This window comes from Microvirga sp. CF3062, assembly GCF_036314045.1.
In the GTDB taxonomy this organism is placed as follows: domain Bacteria; phylum Pseudomonadota; class Alphaproteobacteria; order Rhizobiales; family Beijerinckiaceae; genus Microvirga.
The window spans coordinates 668,262-685,133 of the sequence record NZ_JAYGGN010000001.1 but is presented as its reverse complement, the minus strand read 5'-3'; the positions used below and the strand labels follow the sequence as shown (position 1 = coordinate 685,133).

The 16,872-nt window shown below is 63.9% G+C and carries 20 protein-coding genes; 4 read left to right on the top strand and 16 right to left on the bottom strand.

The genetic code is table 11. The annotated features are described in order from the left end of the window. Nucleotides 1-63: 63 nt before the first annotated feature. Entirely contained in the window at nt 64-615 is a 552-nt protein-coding gene (locus VB618_RS03330; protein ID WP_329795068.1) for a DUF2231 domain-containing protein, read from the top strand. Between the two features lie 369 nt (nt 616-984). On the opposite strand, the gene VB618_RS03325 is transcribed toward VB618_RS03330, so the two are convergent. Continuing rightward, on the bottom strand, nt 985-1,305 hold the full coding sequence (locus VB618_RS03325; RefSeq protein WP_329795067.1) for a hypothetical protein: 321 nt from the start codon (nt 1,303-1,305) through the stop codon (nt 985-987). A 79-nt stretch (nt 1,306-1,384) separates the two neighbouring features. After that, on the bottom strand, nt 1,385-2,194 hold the full coding sequence (locus VB618_RS03320; protein WP_329795066.1) for a hypothetical protein: 810 nt from the start codon (nt 2,192-2,194) through the stop codon (nt 1,385-1,387). A gap of 472 nt (nt 2,195-2,666) precedes the next feature. On the opposite strand from VB618_RS03320, the gene VB618_RS03315 reads away from it, so the two are divergent. Beyond that, entirely contained in the window at nt 2,667-2,822 is a 156-nt protein-coding gene (locus VB618_RS03315; protein ID WP_329795065.1) for a DUF1127 domain-containing protein, read from the top strand. 68 nt (nt 2,823-2,890) lie between these two features. Here the strand turns inward: VB618_RS03315 and VB618_RS03310 are convergent, their stop codons facing one another. Further along, on the bottom strand, nt 2,891-3,649 hold the full coding sequence (locus VB618_RS03310; RefSeq protein ID WP_329795063.1) for a glucose 1-dehydrogenase: 759 nt from the start codon (nt 3,647-3,649) through the stop codon (nt 2,891-2,893). 86 nt (nt 3,650-3,735) lie between these two features. Here VB618_RS03310 and trmFO point away from each other — a divergent pair, with 86 nt between their 5' ends. Next, a complete protein-coding gene (trmFO, locus tag VB618_RS03305) occupies nt 3,736-5,154 on the top strand; it encodes a methylenetetrahydrofolate--tRNA-(uracil(54)-C(5))-methyltransferase (FADH(2)-oxidizing) TrmFO (protein ID WP_329795062.1) in 1,419 nt (472 codons plus the stop codon). A 1-nt stretch (nt 5,155) separates the two neighbouring features. Here trmFO and VB618_RS03300 read toward each other — a convergent pair whose 3' ends face one another. The 6 genes from VB618_RS03300 to yajC form a co-directional block, all read right to left on the bottom strand. Then, nucleotides 5,156-5,581, bottom strand: a complete 426-nt coding sequence (locus VB618_RS03300; protein WP_329795061.1) for a DUF4304 domain-containing protein — start codon at nt 5,579-5,581, stop codon at nt 5,156-5,158. Nucleotides 5,582-5,591: 10 nt separating this feature from the next. Next, on the bottom strand, nt 5,592-6,434 hold the full coding sequence (locus tag VB618_RS03295) for a phytoene/squalene synthase family protein (protein ID WP_329795059.1): 843 nt from the start codon (nt 6,432-6,434) through the stop codon (nt 5,592-5,594). Between the two features lies 1 nt (nt 6,435). Continuing rightward, on the bottom strand, nt 6,436-6,822 hold the full coding sequence (locus VB618_RS03290) for an Mth938-like domain-containing protein (protein ID WP_329795058.1): 387 nt from the start codon (nt 6,820-6,822) through the stop codon (nt 6,436-6,438). A 4-nt stretch (nt 6,823-6,826) separates the two neighbouring features. After that, on the bottom strand, nt 6,827-7,765 hold the full coding sequence (gene secF, locus VB618_RS03285; RefSeq protein ID WP_329795057.1) for a protein translocase subunit SecF: 939 nt from the start codon (nt 7,763-7,765) through the stop codon (nt 6,827-6,829). A gap of 12 nt (nt 7,766-7,777) precedes the next feature. Further along, a complete protein-coding gene (secD, locus tag VB618_RS03280; protein WP_329795056.1) occupies nt 7,778-9,385 on the bottom strand; it encodes a protein translocase subunit SecD in 1,608 nt (535 codons plus the stop codon). A gap of 85 nt (nt 9,386-9,470) precedes the next feature. Continuing rightward, nucleotides 9,471-9,749, bottom strand: coding sequence for a preprotein translocase subunit YajC (gene yajC / locus VB618_RS03275; protein ID WP_196264025.1), 279 nt, complete (start codon nt 9,747-9,749; stop codon nt 9,471-9,473). Nucleotides 9,750-10,116: 367 nt separating this feature from the next. On the opposite strand from yajC, the gene VB618_RS03270 reads away from it, so the two are divergent. Then, nucleotides 10,117-10,992 (top strand): ATP-binding protein, encoded by an 876-nt coding sequence (locus VB618_RS03270; protein WP_329795055.1) that lies wholly within the window; start codon nt 10,117-10,119, stop codon nt 10,990-10,992. Nucleotides 10,993-11,077: 85 nt separating this feature from the next. Here the strand turns inward: VB618_RS03270 and VB618_RS03265 are convergent, their stop codons facing one another. From VB618_RS03265 to VB618_RS03235, 7 genes are all read right to left on the bottom strand, one after another. Then, nucleotides 11,078-12,088: a peptidoglycan DD-metalloendopeptidase family protein gene (locus tag VB618_RS03265; protein ID WP_329795054.1), complete on the bottom strand. Its 1,011-nt coding sequence runs from the start codon at nt 12,086-12,088 to the stop codon at nt 11,078-11,080. A gap of 168 nt (nt 12,089-12,256) precedes the next feature. Then, nucleotides 12,257-12,943, bottom strand: coding sequence for a protein-L-isoaspartate O-methyltransferase family protein (locus VB618_RS03260; RefSeq protein ID WP_329795053.1), 687 nt, complete (start codon nt 12,941-12,943; stop codon nt 12,257-12,259). Nucleotides 12,944-12,957: 14 nt separating this feature from the next. Further along, nucleotides 12,958-13,719, bottom strand: coding sequence for a 5'/3'-nucleotidase SurE (gene surE, locus VB618_RS03255; protein ID WP_329795052.1), 762 nt, complete (start codon nt 13,717-13,719; stop codon nt 12,958-12,960). 3 nt (nt 13,720-13,722) lie between these two features. Continuing rightward, nucleotides 13,723-15,084: a serine--tRNA ligase gene (gene serS, locus VB618_RS03250; RefSeq protein ID WP_329795051.1), complete on the bottom strand. Its 1,362-nt coding sequence runs from the start codon at nt 15,082-15,084 to the stop codon at nt 13,723-13,725. 100 nt (nt 15,085-15,184) lie between these two features. Beyond that, entirely contained in the window at nt 15,185-15,988 is an 804-nt protein-coding gene (tatC, locus tag VB618_RS03245) for a twin-arginine translocase subunit TatC (protein ID WP_329795050.1), read from the bottom strand. Next, nucleotides 15,985-16,545 carry a Sec-independent protein translocase protein TatB gene (tatB, locus tag VB618_RS03240; RefSeq protein ID WP_329795049.1) on the bottom strand — a complete coding sequence of 187 codons (561 nt, stop codon included), beginning with the start codon at nt 16,543-16,545 and terminating at the stop codon, nt 15,985-15,987. The genes tatC and tatB overlap by 4 nt, the downstream gene beginning before the upstream one ends. Before the next feature lie 74 nt (nt 16,546-16,619). Beyond that, entirely contained in the window at nt 16,620-16,862 is a 243-nt protein-coding gene (locus tag VB618_RS03235) for a twin-arginine translocase TatA/TatE family subunit (RefSeq protein ID WP_181052297.1), read from the bottom strand. Between the last annotated feature and the right edge of the window lie 10 nt (nt 16,863-16,872).

The window sequence follows — 16,872 nt, the reverse complement described above, 5'->3', positions numbered from 1 at the left end:
GTTCGGAACGAAGGCTTGGCCCAGGCATTTTTCTTCAAGCCAAGCCTTCGTAGGAGCAGTGTCATGGGTCGGTATCATCGTCATGGGGTGCAGAGCACGGCAGCCATCGCCGGGCATCCGCTTCATCACATGCTGATCGTCTTTCCGGTCGCCTTCCTGATCGGGGCATTGGGAACCGACATTGCTTTCCTGGCGATCCAGGACCCCTTCTGGGCTCAGGCCTCCTACTGGCTTCTGATCGCCGGAATCGTCACCGCACTCGTGGCTGCGGTTCCCGGCATGATCGACTTCGTGACCATCGATCGGGTACGCAATGTCTGGGTCTCATGGGCTCATATGGTGGCCAACCTGGTCGTCGTGGCCCTAGCCCTCATCAATGTGGGGGTGCGCCTGGATGATCCGGCTGCCGGCGTTCAGGGCTGGGGCATCTGGCTGTCTGGCATCCAGACGGCCCTGCTGCTGTTCAGCGGGTGGCTTGGTGGCGAGTTGGCCTACCGCTACGGCATCGGCGCAATCCAGGACTGCAGCCCCAAGGCCGAGCAGTTCCACGTGGAGGTCGACCGTCCGGACGTGGCTGAGCAATACGGCCGCCGGAGCGGATCGGGCCATCTCTGAGGACACCTGATCGCTGCCTTGCCTTTCAAAGTGCAGCCGATAAGCTCCGCTTCATCATGCAGCGCTCTTCATTCGCCATTGCTCTGATCATCGGCTTGATCCTAGCGAGCCAAGTCAAGGCCGCGCCTTCCTGCCCTCCTGGCTTCGCCATGCTCCAGGCCTCGGATACCTGCGTGCGGATCAGCGGCAGCGTCCGAGCCGATGCGCTCGCTGGTTCAGGGCGGCTCCGCACGCAGTCAGGTGCGCGCTTACAGATCGATGTAAGAAAGCAGACTGAGTATGGCCCCGTGCGAGCGGTCATCGCCGTTGGAAATATCCGCCGCTGACGCCATAAAAAAGGGCGCCCGAAGGCACCCCTTTGTCGGCTGATCAGTACTCGTAATCGTCGTAGTAGTCTTCGCGATAATAGGTGCGCCTCGGCGCTTCGTAAGCCCTGTAGGCGGGCCTCTCATAGGTGCGATAGGCCGGGCGGGCCGTTGTAGCGAGCGCACCGCCCAGGATGGCACCCGTCACGCCGGCTGCAATGGCGGCGTTGTTGTTGCGCCGCTGCACGACGTAGCGCTGAGCCTTGTGGTTCTTCTGGTGCCCATAGGCGTGGCCCTTGCCCTTTCCGGGCCGGGCATCGGCAACACCGGCGAAAGAGGTTGCAGCCAGAAGGGCCGCACTAATCGTGATCAGTACCTTCTTCATAGATGTTCTCCAATTCGAGGTCGGCAGCCAGGAGGAAGAGGGGCCGAACAATCAGCCCCTCCCGTCTGTCTTAGATAATTTACTCGCTGGTGCTCGTGCTGCTCCCAGAGGAGGAACCGCCCTGCTGGGGACGGATCGTCGTGGAGGAGTTGCCTGAACCGGATGTATTGCTGCCTCTCGAGTTGTTGTTCACATCCGTACGGCTGCGGGTCGAGACGGTGCCGGTCGTCTCAGGGGCGCTCGAGCGCGTCCGCGTGGTGGAGACATCATTGGAACGGCGCTGCTCGACAGAAACCCCGACACTCGGCGAGGTATCCTGTGTCCGGCGGATCGTCGTGCGGCGATTGACGGAAACGCTCGGCTCATTGACCTCCTCGTAGCGGCGCACGGTCCGGCGACGAACCTCCACCGGCTCGTCAACAACCTGATAGCGGCGCTTCTTCGACACGACCTTGTTGGTCTTCTTCGTCTTCTTCACCGCGACCTTCTTGGTGGGCTTCTTCTTGACCACCGTGCGGCGCACCTCGGTGTCCGGCTCCTCAATGGTCGTCACGCTGCGGCGGCGGGTGACGGACACGCTCGGCTCATCAACCTCGCGGACCGTACGCGAGCGAACGGATACACCGGACCGCTCACGGGTCTCGATGCCAACGCCGACACGGGTGCTGCCCTCTTCGCGGGTGCGGACACTGGTCTGCCCCGAGGATTCGCTGCGAGTTGCGCCGGTTGTCTCGGTCCGGTTGCTGGTCCCGGACTGGTTGCGCAGCAGGTTATTCGAGTCGGACGACTGCGGCTGGGATGTCGTGCTGGTGTTGGTCTGGGTCGATGTCTGGGCATAGGCCGCACTGCTCAACAAGAGAAGGGCGGCTCCAAGAGCGATTTTCTTCACGGAACCATCTCCATTACTGCAAAGGTGCGGGGTGAACGCAGACCTTCGGAGACTGTTCCAACGGGCGAGAAGTAACCGTGGATACCCATGAAGTCATTCAGCAAGATGAACGTTTGTTCAAAATGCTAGGGAGGCGCATCAATGCTTATAGGAGCGTCCGTTCCTAACTTTAGAACTCACCTCACCCTGAAAAAGCAGAGAGCCGCGCCAAGCCTTATCCTGTCCAGTGGTGATCACGCCTGTAATGCAGGGCTATGGTCAGGAAAATCAGCCAAGTACACTGCTCCTTAGCCGGAAGGCATGCCCGATGAGCAACGCCGTTAACTCCGCGTTAGCCCGCTATGCTACTAAAGCATAACAGGCCTACATTATTACCACTCCTCTTCGGCACCGCACACCCTTATATCCGCATTGCACACGCAAGAACAAAAGCCACCGGCCACAGGAGCCGGTCACTGATGAGGAGTTCCCCATGTTCGTGTCTTACATTCTCTCTAAAGTCCGCTCGTATATGCGTTATCGCGAAACCGTGCGCGAGCTTTCGCTGCTGTCCGACCGCGAGCTCGACGATCTCGGCATCTCCCGTTTCCAGATCGAGAACATCGCTCGCGAGCACGCTGTCGCGTAAATATCTGCTGCATTGCAGCATAAGGCCCTCGCCCGCCCCTTGGCGGGCGTTCGCTTGTCTGGAAACGGTCAGCGCCCGCCGGAAACCGGGATATTGGCGCCGGTGATGTAAGACGCCGCGTCCGACATCAGGAACAGCACCGCTTCGGCAACTTCCCCGGGCTCCCCGATCCGGCCCAGCGGAATATGGGGTCTCAGCCGCTCCAGGCGGCCGGCATCCTGGGTGCTGCGCTCATGGATCTCAGTCTTCGTCATGCCGGGCGAAACGGCATTGACCCGGATGCCGTCAGACGCCAGCTCCTTTGCCATCCCGATTGTCAAGGAATCGATGGCGCCTTTCGAAGCGGCATACCAGACATATTCGTTGGCGCTGCCGAGTGAAGCTGCGACTGACGAGATGTTGACGATGGTTCTGGCGCTCTCGCCGGGGCTTTTCGGCAGCCGGCGCGCGGCCTCGCGCGCCACCCACAGGGCGCCCAGGACATTGATGTCGATGCAGGCCCGGATCGTCTCGGCCGAGGTCTGCGCCAGCTTGTCGGATTTGCCGGTGATCCCTGCATTGTTGACTACATGCGAAATGGGCCCCAGGGCTGCCTCGGCCTCGTCGAAGAGACGAGCCACGTCGGTCTCATTGGCCACATCGCCCTGGCAGGCCACAGCTTTCGCCCCGGCGCTGCGGCAGGCGGCAAGAACCTGCTCGGCAGCCTCATGCTCCGAGCGGTACGTGATGGCGACATCATAGCCGCGCTCAGCCGCAAGCTGCGCCACCGCAGCCCCTATGCCGCGGCTTCCGCCTGTAATAAGGACAACCGGACGCCTGGATTGCATCGCGTTCAAAGCCTTTCCAAAAGTAAATCAGCTCAGCTTGACCAGGGCTCCCGAGGGAGTCAACAAAGCCGCTCGGGAGAATGACCATGAGCACCATCGAACCCATTCACGTCATCGGCGGCGGCCTCGCCGGTTCGGAAGCAGCCTGGCAGATCGCACAGGCGGGTGTTCCCGTCGTGCTTCACGAGATGCGCCCCGTCCGCGGCACCGATGCGCACAAGACGGACGGCTTGGCCGAACTCGTCTGCTCCAACTCCTTCCGCTCGGACGATGCCGAGGCTAATGCGGTCGGCCTGCTGCATCAGGAGATGCGCTCCTTAAGCTCTCTCATCATGGCCAAGGGCGACGCCAACCAGGTGCCTGCCGGCGGTGCCTTGGCGGTTGACCGCGAAGGCTTCTCGGCGGCTGTGACGGCTGCGCTCGAGGCCCATCCCCTCATCACCATCGAGCGGGGCGAGATGGCAGGGTTGCCGCCGGAGGAGTGGTCCTCGGTGATCGTCGCAACCGGCCCCCTCACCTCGCCGGCTCTCGCGCAGGCGATCCTCGACCTCACGGGCGAGACGTCGCTGGCCTTCTTCGACGCGATCGCGCCCATCGTGTATCGCGAGTCCATCAACATGGACATCGCTTGGTTCCAATCGCGCTACGACAAGGTCGGGCCGGGCGGCACGGGTAAGGATTACATCAACTGCCCCATGACCAAGGAGCAGTACGACGCCTTCATCGACGCGCTGATCGCGGGCGATAAGACCGAGTTCAAGGAATGGGAGGCCAACACCCCCTATTTCGATGGATGCCTGCCCATCGAGGTGATGGCCGAGCGCGGCCGCGAGACCCTGCGCCATGGCCCCATGAAGCCCGTCGGCCTCACCGATCCGCGCAACCCGGACAAGAAGCCCTACGCCATCGTTCAGCTGCGCCAGGACAATGCGCTCGGCACCCTGTTCAACATGGTGGGCTTCCAGACCAAGCTGAAATACGGCGCGCAGAGCGCGATCCTGCGCATGATCCCCGGTTTGGAGAATGCCGAGTTCGCCCGCCTCGGCGGCATCCATCGCAACACCTATCTCAACTCGCCCAAGCTCCTCGATCCGGCGCTTCGCCTGAAGGCCATGCCGCGCCTGCGCTTCGCCGGCCAGATCACCGGCTGCGAGGGGTATGTGGAGAGTGCAGCCGTCGGCCTGATGACCGGCCGCTTCGCCGCCGCCGAGCGGCTGGGCCGCCCGATCCAGCCGCTGCCTCACACCACGGCGCTCGGCGCGCTCACCAACCACATCACCGGCGGCCACATCGAGACCATCGACGAGGGACCGCGCTCGTTCCAGCCGATGAACGTCAATTTCGGCCTCTTCCCGCCGCTGGCGCATGCCCCGAAGGCCGAGGACGGCAAGCGCCTGCGCGGGCCGGCCAAGGCCGTCGCCAGGAAGAAGGCACTGACGGACCGGGCACGGGCGGATCTTGGAGTTTGGATGTCGGGTGGTGTGCTGCCGCAGGCTGCGGAGTAGCTCAGGCGGCTGAGGATGGGATCGGCACGTCGTCCCAAGTTTCGGAACTTTGCAGAAGCACCTTCACGTCGGCTGAAATCACGTCGACCGGCTCCTCATCGAAGCGAAACCAACTGTCCCTCCCTGAGCCATCGCAGGGCTGAAGGCGCTTACGTCGATCCGGATGAAGATCCCATGCCCTGACTTTGTCAGGCGGAATGTGCTTCCCCCAGTGAGTGATGGTTCCCGTCAGGTCGCAGCGTGCGATTTCGATGACGAAGCCGCCGCCGTGTCTATCGAATTGGAACGTAATGAGGTCGATCCAATCCTGACCGGCTCTGCGAAGATGCGGGAAAGAGCCCTTGAAGCCCGCCGTTCTCAAAGCCGGGATGACAGCTCGTTTGAGTTCGGCATCCATACTCTGACGCAGAAGATTGATGTCAGACACAGAGCATCCCCTAAAAAGGCCCGCGCCACAGCGACCAGACGCGGCGCCATTGCGGAATGTCCACCACCGTCTGGAACGGGTCGTAATCCCGCCGCTCCATGGCCTTGAGGTACGGCTCCACCAGCGCAACCGGCTGGAAGGCCGGCCTTGCGGCATTCGGGATCGTGGGGCGCAAGGCGCGCGCCTGATCCAGATGCCTGCGCGCGATGGCGCGCAGATCGGCGAGCGCTCCTTGGAGACCCGGCCCGCCACGACCCGTGACGATGTCCTCGCGCACCACGCCATGTTTGGTAAGAATATCCGCCGGCACATAGACCTGCCCTTGGCGGGCATGGATCGGGAAGGCGCGCAGCAAGCCCGCAATGGCATAGGCCACGCCGGCATGTCCGGCAGCATCGGCGGTGCCGGGGTTCGTGCCGTCGGAGAGGATAAGGCTCGAGAGCTGGATCAGGCTCGACGAGGTCTCGCCGCAATAGCCTTCCAGGTCATTGAGGCTCGGCATCGGATCCTCGTAAAGGTCGAAGATCCGGGCGTCGATCAGGTCGACAAGCGCCTGCCGCGGCAGGCGGAACTGGACGATGGTGTCGTCGAGTGCGGCAGCCACGGGATTAGCCCGCACGTCGCCCCGCGCCTCGCCCTGCAGGGCATCGCGCCACCATTGCAGGCGGATCTCACCGACGAGCGCCTCGCGGACTGCCTCGCGGACGCGGGCGATCTCGAAGTTGAAGGCATAGAGCGCGTAAAGATGCGGCCGCTTCTCGGCCGGCGCGAAGAGGCTCGCCCAGTAACGGTCCGGATCGGCCTCGCGCACGAGCGCCTCGCAATGGGCGAAGTTGGAGATTGCTTCCGCCATCTCAAGGGACGGCGATCAGGGCAGCGCCGACCTTGCGGTCTTCGGCGAGCAGGATGTTGTAGGTCCGCGCAGCCGCCCCGGTTTGCATCACGTCGAGTCCGATCCCCGCCTCGCGAAAGCGTGTGCGGAACGCCGCCGGCAGCGCCGCGATGTCAGCGCCCGTGCCGAACAGCAGGAGTTCGAGCGCATCGCCCTCGGCGAAGATCGGATCGAGCACCTCGTCCGTAAGCTCCGCCATGGAGGCGACCGGCCAAGCCCTGACACCCGAGGGCAATGCAAGCAGAGAGCCGCGGTGGGACATGTCCGCGAAGCGGAAGCCGCCATTACCGTAAGCGTCGAATTGATAGCGGCCCGGCAGGAACCCGTCGTAGAGGCGGCCAGAGCTCATGATCTCACTCCGCTGCGGCGGCCCTGCCCTCCGGAACCTTCACGGCCTCGGACCCACGCAGGCCAATGTAGATCAGCATGGGAGACGAGATGCAGATAGCCGAATACGTGCAGATGACGACGCCGTAGAGCATGACCTGCGCGAAGCCCTGGATCGCCTGGCCGCCGAACAGCACCAGTGCCAGGAGCGAGAGCGCGGTGGTCGCCGCCGTCATCACCGTGCGGGACATGGTGTGGTTGATCGACAGGTTCAACAGCTCCTCAGTCGGCATCGTCTTGTAGCGGCGCATCAACTCGCGGGTTCGGTCGAACACCACAACCGTTTCGTTGAGCGAATAGCCCACGATGGTCAGGATCGCGGCGATCGAGGTCATGTTGAACTCGTGTCCGGTGATCACGAAGAACCCGATGGTGAGCACGATGTCGTGGAGCGTGCCGAGAATGGACGCCGTCGCCAGTTCGCGCTCGAAGCGGAACCAGAGATAGAACAGCACCGCGATGACCGAGAGCACCACGCCGATGGTGCCGGATTGCACGAGCTCGCCCGAGACGCGGGGACCCACGGTCTCGACGCGGCGGAACTCATAGCCGTTGCTGAACGTGTCACGCGCCTTCTGCACCACGGCAGCCTGGGCGGCCTCGCCGCCCTCCTGGATCGGGAAGCGCAGCGAGACCTCGCCGGCGGAGCCGAATTCCTGCACCTCGACGTCGCCGAAGCCGAAGCCTTGGGCGGTCTGCCGGATCTGGCCGACATCGGCTTGGCCGGACTTGGCCTGAATTTCCATGAGCGTGCCGCCCTGGAAGTCGATGCCGAAGTTGAGGCCGCCGGTCAGGAGCATCACCGCGGTCAGGATGGAGATGACAGCCGACAGCGGGAACGAGTAGCGCCTGAAGCGCATGAAGTCGAAGTGGGAGTTTTCGGGCCAAAGGCGAACGAGGCGCACGATACGCACTCCTTAAAACGGAAGGACTTTGGGACGCATCCAGTGATACCAGAGCGCAATCATCATGCGCGTCAGGGTCACGGCGGTGAGAACCGTCGTCAGGATGCCGAGAATGAACACGACCGCGAAGCCGCGTACGGGCCCGGAGCCGAGGAAGAACAGGATCACCGCCGCGATGGCCATGGTGCTGTTGGAGTCGACGATGGTCGCGAAGGCCCGGTCGAAGCCCGCCTGAATGCCCGACACGATGGACCGGCCGGCACGGACTTCTTCGCGGATGCGCTCGTAGATCAGCACGTTGGAATCCACCGCCGTGCCGATGGTGAGCACGATGCCGGCGATGCCCGGCAGGGTCAGGGTGGCTTCCAGCACCGACATGAGGCCGAAGATGAGGCCCACATGGACGATGAGCGCGATGTTCGCGAAGAGGCCGAAGAGGCCGTAGGTGGCGAACATGAAGATGATCACGAAGATGCCCGCCACATAGGTGGCCATCTTGCCGGCCTCGATGGAGTCGCGTCCGAGGCCTGGGCCGACGGTGCGTTCCTCGACGATGGTCAGCTTCGCCGGCAGGGCGCCTGAGCGGAGCAGCACGGCGAGATTGTTGACCTGCTCGACCGTGAAGCTGCCGGAGATCTGGCCCGAGCCGCCGGTGATGGGCGATTGGATCGTCGGAGCCGAGATCACTTGGTTGTCGAGCACGATGGCAAGCTGGCGGCCGAGGTTTTCCGTCGTCGCCTGACCGAAGCGCTGCGCGCCGCGGATGTTGAAGCGGAAATTGACAATGGGCTGGTTGGTCTGCGTGTCGAAGGCCGGCTGCGCATCGATCAGGTCGCCGCCCTCGGCGATGATCCGGCGCTCGACGGGAACCCGCTGGCCGCCCGCGTCCTGCATCGGCAGCATGTCCACATCGGTCGCGCCCTGTTGGGCGAGCAGGCGGAACTCGAGGTTGCCGGTCTCGCCGAGCAGAGCCTTCAGCTGCTGCGGATCCTGGAGGCCCGGAACCTGGACGAGCACACGGTCGGCGCCCTGGCGCTGAATGCTGGGCTCGGTCGTACCGGTGGCATCCACGCGGCGGCGGATGACCTCGATGGACTGATCGACGGCGCGGCGCACGCGCTCGTTGGTGCCGATCTCCGAATAGGTCAGCGTGATCACGCCGTCCGGACTCGTGTTGATGTCGATGGTATTGCCGCCGGTCTGGCCCAGCACCGCATTGCCGGTGGGCTGAGCCAATTCCCGCAGGCGCGGCAGGAGCCGGTCGCGGTCGGCTGCATCCGGCACGCGGATCTGAACGCCGCGCTGAACCGTCTGAATGCCGTTCTGGGACGAGACGCGCGTGTCGCGCAGGATGCGGCGGACGTCGTCGCGCAGGGTTGTGACCTGCACGCGCATCAGGTCCTGGGCATCCACCTCGAGAAGCACGTGGGATCCGCCCTGCAGGTCGAGACCCAGCACGATGGCGCGGGACGGTACGAGCCAGGATGGCACCCAGCCCGGGATCGCATTCAGGAAGGCCTGACGTTGCTCGCGGGTCATGGTGCTCGGAACCGCCAGGAGGAGGCCGATCACGATTATCGCCATCGTGGCGATGATTTTCGATCTCGAGAAACGCAGCATCGTCAGCTCAACCTTTCACACTCTCTGCCGCAGCGGGCTGCGGCGAACCGGCCCATCCGCGCACGGAGGGCCGGCCTCGTCTCAATCAGGCCTTGACCGGCTCGCTCTTGGAGCGGACGTCGGAAATCATGGCCCGGGCCACCTTCACCTTCACGCCGTCGGCGATCTCGACCTCGATGTCGGCCGCGTCCTCGGTCACCTTGGTCACCTTGCCGATGATGCCGCCAGATGTGACGACGGTGTCGCCGCGGCGCACGTTCTTGATCATCTCCTGGTGGGTCTTTACCCGGCGCTGCTGGGGCCGGATGATCAGGAACCACATGATGACGAATATGAGGATGAACGGGACGAATTGAAGGATCATCTCCATTCCGCCCCCGGCGGGGGCCCCTTGTGCGTAGGCAGGTGAAATGAACAAGCGGCTCTCCATGGATAAAGGCGCGTGGCAGGCCCATTGGGGGGCCTACCCGCGCCGGACGGGGTATAAAGCGTGGCGGACTATACCCATCGAATCCGCGAAATCAATGAAGTTGCAGGCACATCGTGCGGAAAAGTGGGTACCGGTTTTCCGCGCCCAACGATGTGCCTTTCTAAGAAGGAAGCATCGGATTGCCCCCAAAAGTGGCATCCACTTTTGGGTCCGGTGCTCGGTTTTCAAAGCCCCTTCCATGGACCCTTTGACGCTTTTTGCGCTAAGCAGGCGCTTTACGCCCTTATGGCCCGAGCCTGAAATGCCCACAGACCTCAATTCTGCCGAAACACTGGCGCTTCTGACGCGCATCGCCGCTTCTCTGGAGCGCCTCGCCCCCGTTGCCACGCCTCACGCGGATTTTACGGCGGCAGATGCCTTTGTCTGGCACGCGGCGGGGCGCAGGCTCTCCCCAGTACCGAAGGTCAACCGGGTCGAGATGAGCCTCCTGCGGGGCATCGACCGGGTGCGGGACCAGTTGGCGGAGAACACCGGGCGCTTCGCCAGAGGGCTGCCGGCCAACAACGCCCTGCTTTGGGGCGCCCGGGGCATGGGCAAGTCGTCCCTGGTCAAAGCGGTCCATGCGGAGATCAACCACACCGGGCCTGCCGATTCCCGCCCTCTGAAGCTCATCGAGATCCATCGCGAGGACATCGAGACCCTCCCCGATCTCATGAGTCTGCTGCGCTCCGATCCGCACCGCTTCATCGTGTTCTGCGACGACCTGTCCTTCGACGCAGACGATACCTCCTACAAGTCGCTCAAGGCGGTGCTGGAGGGCGGGATCGAGGGGCGGCCCGACAACGTGATCTTCTACGCCACGTCCAACCGCCGCCACCTGCTGCCCCGGGACATGATGGAGAACGAGCGCTCGACCGCCATCAATCCGGGAGAGGCCATCGAGGAAAAGGTCTCGCTCTCCGACCGCTTCGGCCTCTGGCTCGGCTTCCACAAGTGCAGCCAGGACGAGTATCTCGACATGGTCTTCGGATATGTCGACCATCTCGGCCTGCAGGCCGACCGCGACGCGATCCGCGCGGAGGCGCTGGAATGGGCGACGACCCGCGGCGCCCGCTCCGGCCGCACCGCCTGGCAATTCATCCAGGATCTCGCCGGGCGCCTGGGAAAGGCGATCTGAAACGACAAAGGGACGGTGGCTGAGCCCACCGTCCCTTCATTCGATCGGATGCGAAGTTCGAACCCGACCTAAGCTTTGTGCAAGATCAGCCGCCGAGATGCTTCAGCGGGTCGACAGGCTGCGCGCCCTTGCGGATCTCGAAGTGCAGCTGTGGCGAGGTCACGTTGCCGGTCTGGCCGGAGGTCGCGATCACCTGACCGCGCTTCACCTGCTCGCCGCGCTTCACGTTCAGCGATCCGTTGTGGGCATAGGCCGAGACGAAGCCATTCTCGTGCTTGATCAGGACGAGGTTGCCGTAGCCCTTCACCTCGCTGCCCGCGTAGGTCACCGTGCCGGCTTCGGCTGCCTTCACCGGGGTGCCTTCAGGAACCGCGATATTGATGCCCTCGTTGCCGCCATTCGCGCCGAACCCGGCGATGACGCGGCCGCGGGCGGGCCAACGGAAATCGCCCGACACGCTGGCGGTCGCCTCGGGCTCCGGCACGGGAGCCTTCGCGACTTCCGGCTGCGGGGCCGGCGCCGCCGGTGCAGGAGCGATGGTCTTCACCGGCTCAGGCTGAGTGAGAGCAGCCACCTTGGGCTGCTCGACAACTGGCTTCGGCGCGGAAACGAGCGGCTTCGGGGTCGAGACGAGAGGCTCATCCGTAGCCGAGGCAACCTGCATGGGAGCCGACTTCACGGGGGCTTGGGTCTGCGCCGCCGTGGTCATGCCGGGGCGAACACGCCTGGCGGGCTCGGCGGCAGCGACGGGAGTCGTCGCGGCCGGCACCTTGGACGTGTCGACGAGGCGGAACTTGGGTTGAGCCGAAGCGGTCTGAACGGCCGGCATGGGGCGCGGCTGAACGGATGCAGGAGCCGAGGCGATGCGGGTGGGCTGCGACAGGGGCTGGGCCTGCACGGGCGGCAGGGACTGAGCCTGGACCGAAGCGGTCGGCATCGGAGCGGCCGCGTAGGACTGGGAGGCCTGAGGCTGCGAAGGAGCCGTTGCGCCGGTATCGATCCGCTCGCTGGCAGCGAAAGGATTGGAGAAGGGGTTCTCCGCAAACCGCGCGCTGTCGGTACTGCATGCCGCAGCGGCACTCCCGATCAAAGCCACCAGGGCGATCCGAGACACCGCAGCCCAATGCCCAGAACTCACACGCAAACGCATCACTGAACCCCAACCGAACGCAACTCGATGGGGCTATTAAAAGCCTGTTCAGGTTAAGCAACGGTTGATGGCACGAAGATTGTTGTAACCGTGTCCAAAAATTTTTCGATTCAGTCAGAGAGTTGCCGCAATCCCGGTGACGAGGGGCGAAATCCGCAGCTGCGCGCCAAGGCTCTGTGTCACTTCTCCGTCGGCACTGCGCTCGATCTTCACGAGGCGAGGCATACCCTCAACGGTGATCGCCCCCACGAGGCGCCCTCCGGGTCCTAGGAGGGGCATCAGCGCTTCGGGAATTTCCGGGCGTGCGCCGTTCAGCAGAATGCGATCGAACCGATCCCGGACCCGCGTGGCAAGCCCGTCGCCAACTTCCAGGTGGACCCTGCCGGCCTCGACGATCTTCAGGTGCTGCGCTGCGGCCGCAGCCAAGGTGTTGAAGCGTTCGACGGAGGTCACATCCGCCCCGAGCCGTGCCAGGAGCGCCGTCACGTAACCGCTGCCCGTCCCGACTTCCAGCACCCGCTGGCCGGGCTGCACGCCCAGCGCCAGCAGCATGGCGGCCACCGTCGCAGGGCCGGTCATGGTCTGGCCGCAGGGCAGCGGCAGGGCGACGTCGGTCCGGGCGAGGTCGGTGAAGCGGCGCGGAGCAAAGACCTCCCGCGGCACGAGCTCCATGGCCCGCAGGAGAGCCGTGTCGCGGATGCCTTTCGCCCGCAATGACAGGATGAAGGACGCTGCCCCGATTGCCACCTGCTCGCCGCGGGCATCCTCCGCCTCGGGCAGGAATGGCAGATCCTGGCTCATCGCGCCTCGCCCACTTAGCCGAAGGCCTGCGCGTAGCGGGTCAGGGTCGGCTCGTCGGTCATGTCGATGCGCAAAGGCGTGACGGCGATGCGCCGGTTGGCGATGGCCCAGAGATCCGTGCCGTTGCCGGGCGTGAACGGACGGCGCTCGAAAGCGATCCAGAAGTAAGGGTTGCCGCGCCCGTCCCGGCGCTCGTCGAGGCGCAGGAGTTCCTGCGTGCGCTGGCCTTGGTTGACGAGAGCCGTCCCCTCGACCTCGTCAGGCTCGCAGTCCGGGAAGTTCACGTTGACGAGGATGCCCTTGTCGATCCCGGCTTCGAGGATCCTGCGCACCACCTTGGGGCCATGGTGCTCGGCGCATTGCCAGCGCGGCGCCTCGCGCGTGGTCGGGCCGTAGGCCTGGGAGAGCGCGATGGATGGAACGCCGAGGATCGTGCCCTCGATCGCGCCCGCAACCGTGCCGGAGTAGGTCACGTCCTCGGCCACGTTCTGCCCGCGGTTGACGCCGGAGAGCACGAGATCAGGCTTGGCGTTCTGCATGAGGTGGCGCACGCCCATGATCACGCAATCCGTCGGCGTGCCCCTGACGGCAAAGTGCCGGTTGGAGATTTCGCGCAGGCGCAGGGGATCGTTGAGCGAGAGCGAGTGGGCGACGCCGCTCTGATCCGTCTCGGGCGCGACGACCCACACGTCATCGGAGAGTTCGCGGGCAATGGCCTCCAGGGTCTTCAACCCCGGAGCATGGATGCCGTCGTCATTGGTGCAGAGAATGCGCATACCTTAAGCCTGACGCTCGATGCGGGTGAGACCGCCCATATAGGGCTGGAGAGCTGAGGGGATCGTGACGCTGCCGTCCTCGTTCTGGTAGTTCTCCAGCACAGCCACCAGCGTACGGCCAACTGCGAGGCCCGATCCATTAAGCGTGTGCACGAAACGAGGCTGTTTCTCGCCGGCTGCACGATAGCGAGCATTCATGCGCCGGGCCTGGAAATCCGAGCAGACGGAGCAGCTCGAAATCTCGCGATACGCCCCCTGCCCCGGCAGCCAGACTTCGATGTCGTAGGTCTTTGTCGAGGAGAAGCCCATATCGCCCGTGCAGAGCGTCATGGTGCGGAACGGGAGCTCAAGTTTCTTCAGCACGTTCTCGGCGCTGGTCAGCATGCGCTCGTGCTCGTCTGCCGACGTCTCCGGCGTGGTGATCGAGACAAGCTCGCATTTCACGAACTGGTGCTGACGGATCATGCCGCGCGTGTCCCGGCCGGCGGATCCGGCTTCAGCACGAAAGCTCGGGGTGAGCGCGGTGAACCGCAGCGGCAATTCCTCCTCGGAAAGGATCTGCTCACGGACGAGATTGGTGAGCGTGACCTCCGCGGTCGGGATCATGCCGTAGCGGGTGTCTTTGATCATCTTGGCAATCGCCTCGCGCGGCTGGCCCTCAAGCGCTGCAGAGACAACCTGCTCGAGCGAATTGCCGGGAAAGGCCCAGAACTGGTCGTCCTCAAACTTCGGCAGCTGCGCCGTACCGAACATAGCCTCGTCACGCACCAGCAGCGGCGGGTTCACTTCCGTGTAGCCGTGCTCGGTTGTGTGAAGGTCGATCATGAACTGGCCGAGCGCCCGCTCCAGGCGTGCGAGACCTGCTTTGAGCACCACGAAGCGCGAGCCTGAGAGTTTCGCCGCCGTCTCGAAATCCATCAGGCCAAGGGCCTCGCCGATCTCGAAATGCTGTTTGGCACTGTTGAGCGTCGGCGGAGTGCCGATGCGATGGCGCTCCACATTGCCGTGCTCGTCGGCACCGACCGGTACACCCTCCTTGGGAATGTTGGGGATAGCGGCCAGTGCATCGAACAGCGCCTTCTCGGCGTTGCGCTCGGCCTCCTCAAGCTCCGGCATCGTCTCCTTGATCCGAGCCACCTCAGCCATCAGTTCCTGGGCCCGCGCTTCGTCCTTCTTCGCCTTGGCCTGCCCGATCTCCTTGGATAGGGCATTGCGGCTCTCGGTGGCGGCCTGCAGTGCCGAGATAGCGCTCTTGCGCTGGTCGTCGAGGGCGATCAGGTGTGCGGACAAGGGCTCCATGCCCCGGTTCCGGAGGCCTTGGTCGAAAGCCGCGGGGTTCTCGCGGATGGAACGGATGTCGTGCATGGGATGGGGACCTGCTTGATCAAACAGCCCTGTACTTTGGATACAAGACCGCCCTTCAACTTTTGCCGAGGATAGCGGCCAGTTGTGAAGGCTTTGACGCCTATTCCTCTGCCGCGCGCGCGGCCTCGGCTTCCGCACGCTTCTTCTCGACCATGCGGACGGAGAAGATGGATGCCTCGTAAAGAAGCAGGGTGGGGATCGCAAGGGCGAACTGGCTGATCACGTCCGGCGGGGTCAGAACCGCGGCAATGACGAAGACGATAACGATGGCGTAACGCCGCTTGTCCTTCAGGAACTGCGAGTCGATGATCCCGGCCCGGGCGAGCAGGGTCAGGATCACCGGCAGCTGGAAGCAGATGCCGAAGGCGAAGATCAGGGTCATGATCAGCGACAGGTACTCGCTGACCTTCGGGAGGAACTCGATGGTCGGGCCGGATTCGGTCGCCAACTGCTGCATGCCCACGGAAAAGCGCATGAGGAGCGGCATGGCGATGAAGTAGACGCAGGACGCACCAACGGCGAACAGAACCGGGGTGGCAACGAGGTAGGGCACGAAGGCCCTGCGTTCATTCTTGTAGAGGCCCGGTGCTACGAACTTGTACACCTGCATGGCAATGACCGGAAAGGCCAGGAAGCCGGCACCGAACGCCGCCACCTGGATCTGCGTGAACAGGTATTCCAGGCCGTGAGTGTAGACGAGACGCGCCGCCTCGGGTGAGCCGACTGCCAGGACGTAGGGCCAGACCAGCGCATTGTAGATGTATTTCGCGCCGGCAAAGCAGACGAAGAACAGCAAGACGAACGCAACCAGCGCCTTGATCAGGCGCGAGCGCAGCTCGGTCAGATGCTCGATCAGAGGCGCGCGCGAAGCCTCGACCTCATCCTGTTCAACGGCAGTGGTCATCCGACTTTCGCGTCCGGTTTTTCTGAGAGCTGTTCAGCGAGAGCAGCCTGCTGGGCCTCGTATTCGGCCTCGCGCCGCAGGGACTCGGCAATTTCCGTTGCCGGATCGACTGTCGGTGGAAGCGGCAAGTCAATCAACGGGTCGGCAGGCGCCGGCGTCCGCCCCTCGACCACGGCCTGCACCGAAGCATCGAAAGGCGCTTGAGCGGTCGCCTGAGAAGCCTCCAGGGTGCTCTCCGGCTCTGGCGCCTTCTCCGGGGTTGCGGCAGGCGCCTCGATGGAGGTCTTCAGCTCGTCCCGAATCGTCTGGATCGGGTTGAAGCTCGCGTTGAGCGAAGGAACAGAGTCGTTCACGCTCTGGAGCTGCTTCTTGACCTCGTCGAGTTCGGCTTCCCGCATGGCCTCGTTGAACTGGCCCTGGAACTCCGCCGCCATGCGGCGGAGCTTGCTGGTCATCTGCCCTACGGTCCGCAGCGCCTTCGGCAGATCCTTTGGGCCGATCACGATCAGCGCAACGGCGCCGATCACCATGATCTCACCCCAGCTCATGTCCAACATGACGTGGCCTCGAACCTGCCTCTTAGGTACTCACGCGTACTGATGCGCCGCATGGAGCGGCGGCTGACGAAAGCTTAGCCGACCTTGTGATCGGTCGTCACAGTGGTGGTCGTCGTACCGTTTTGATGATCGATGGTGCGAACCGGCTCGGAGGGCTGCACCGGCTTTGCCGGAGTGTCGTCCTCGGACATGCCCTTTTTGAAGGCCTTGATGCCCTTCGCAACGTCGCCCATCATATCGGAGATCTTGCCGCGTCCGAACAACAGGACCACGATCAGACCCACAACGATCCAGTGCCAAATACTCGTGCCACCCATGGCAATCCTC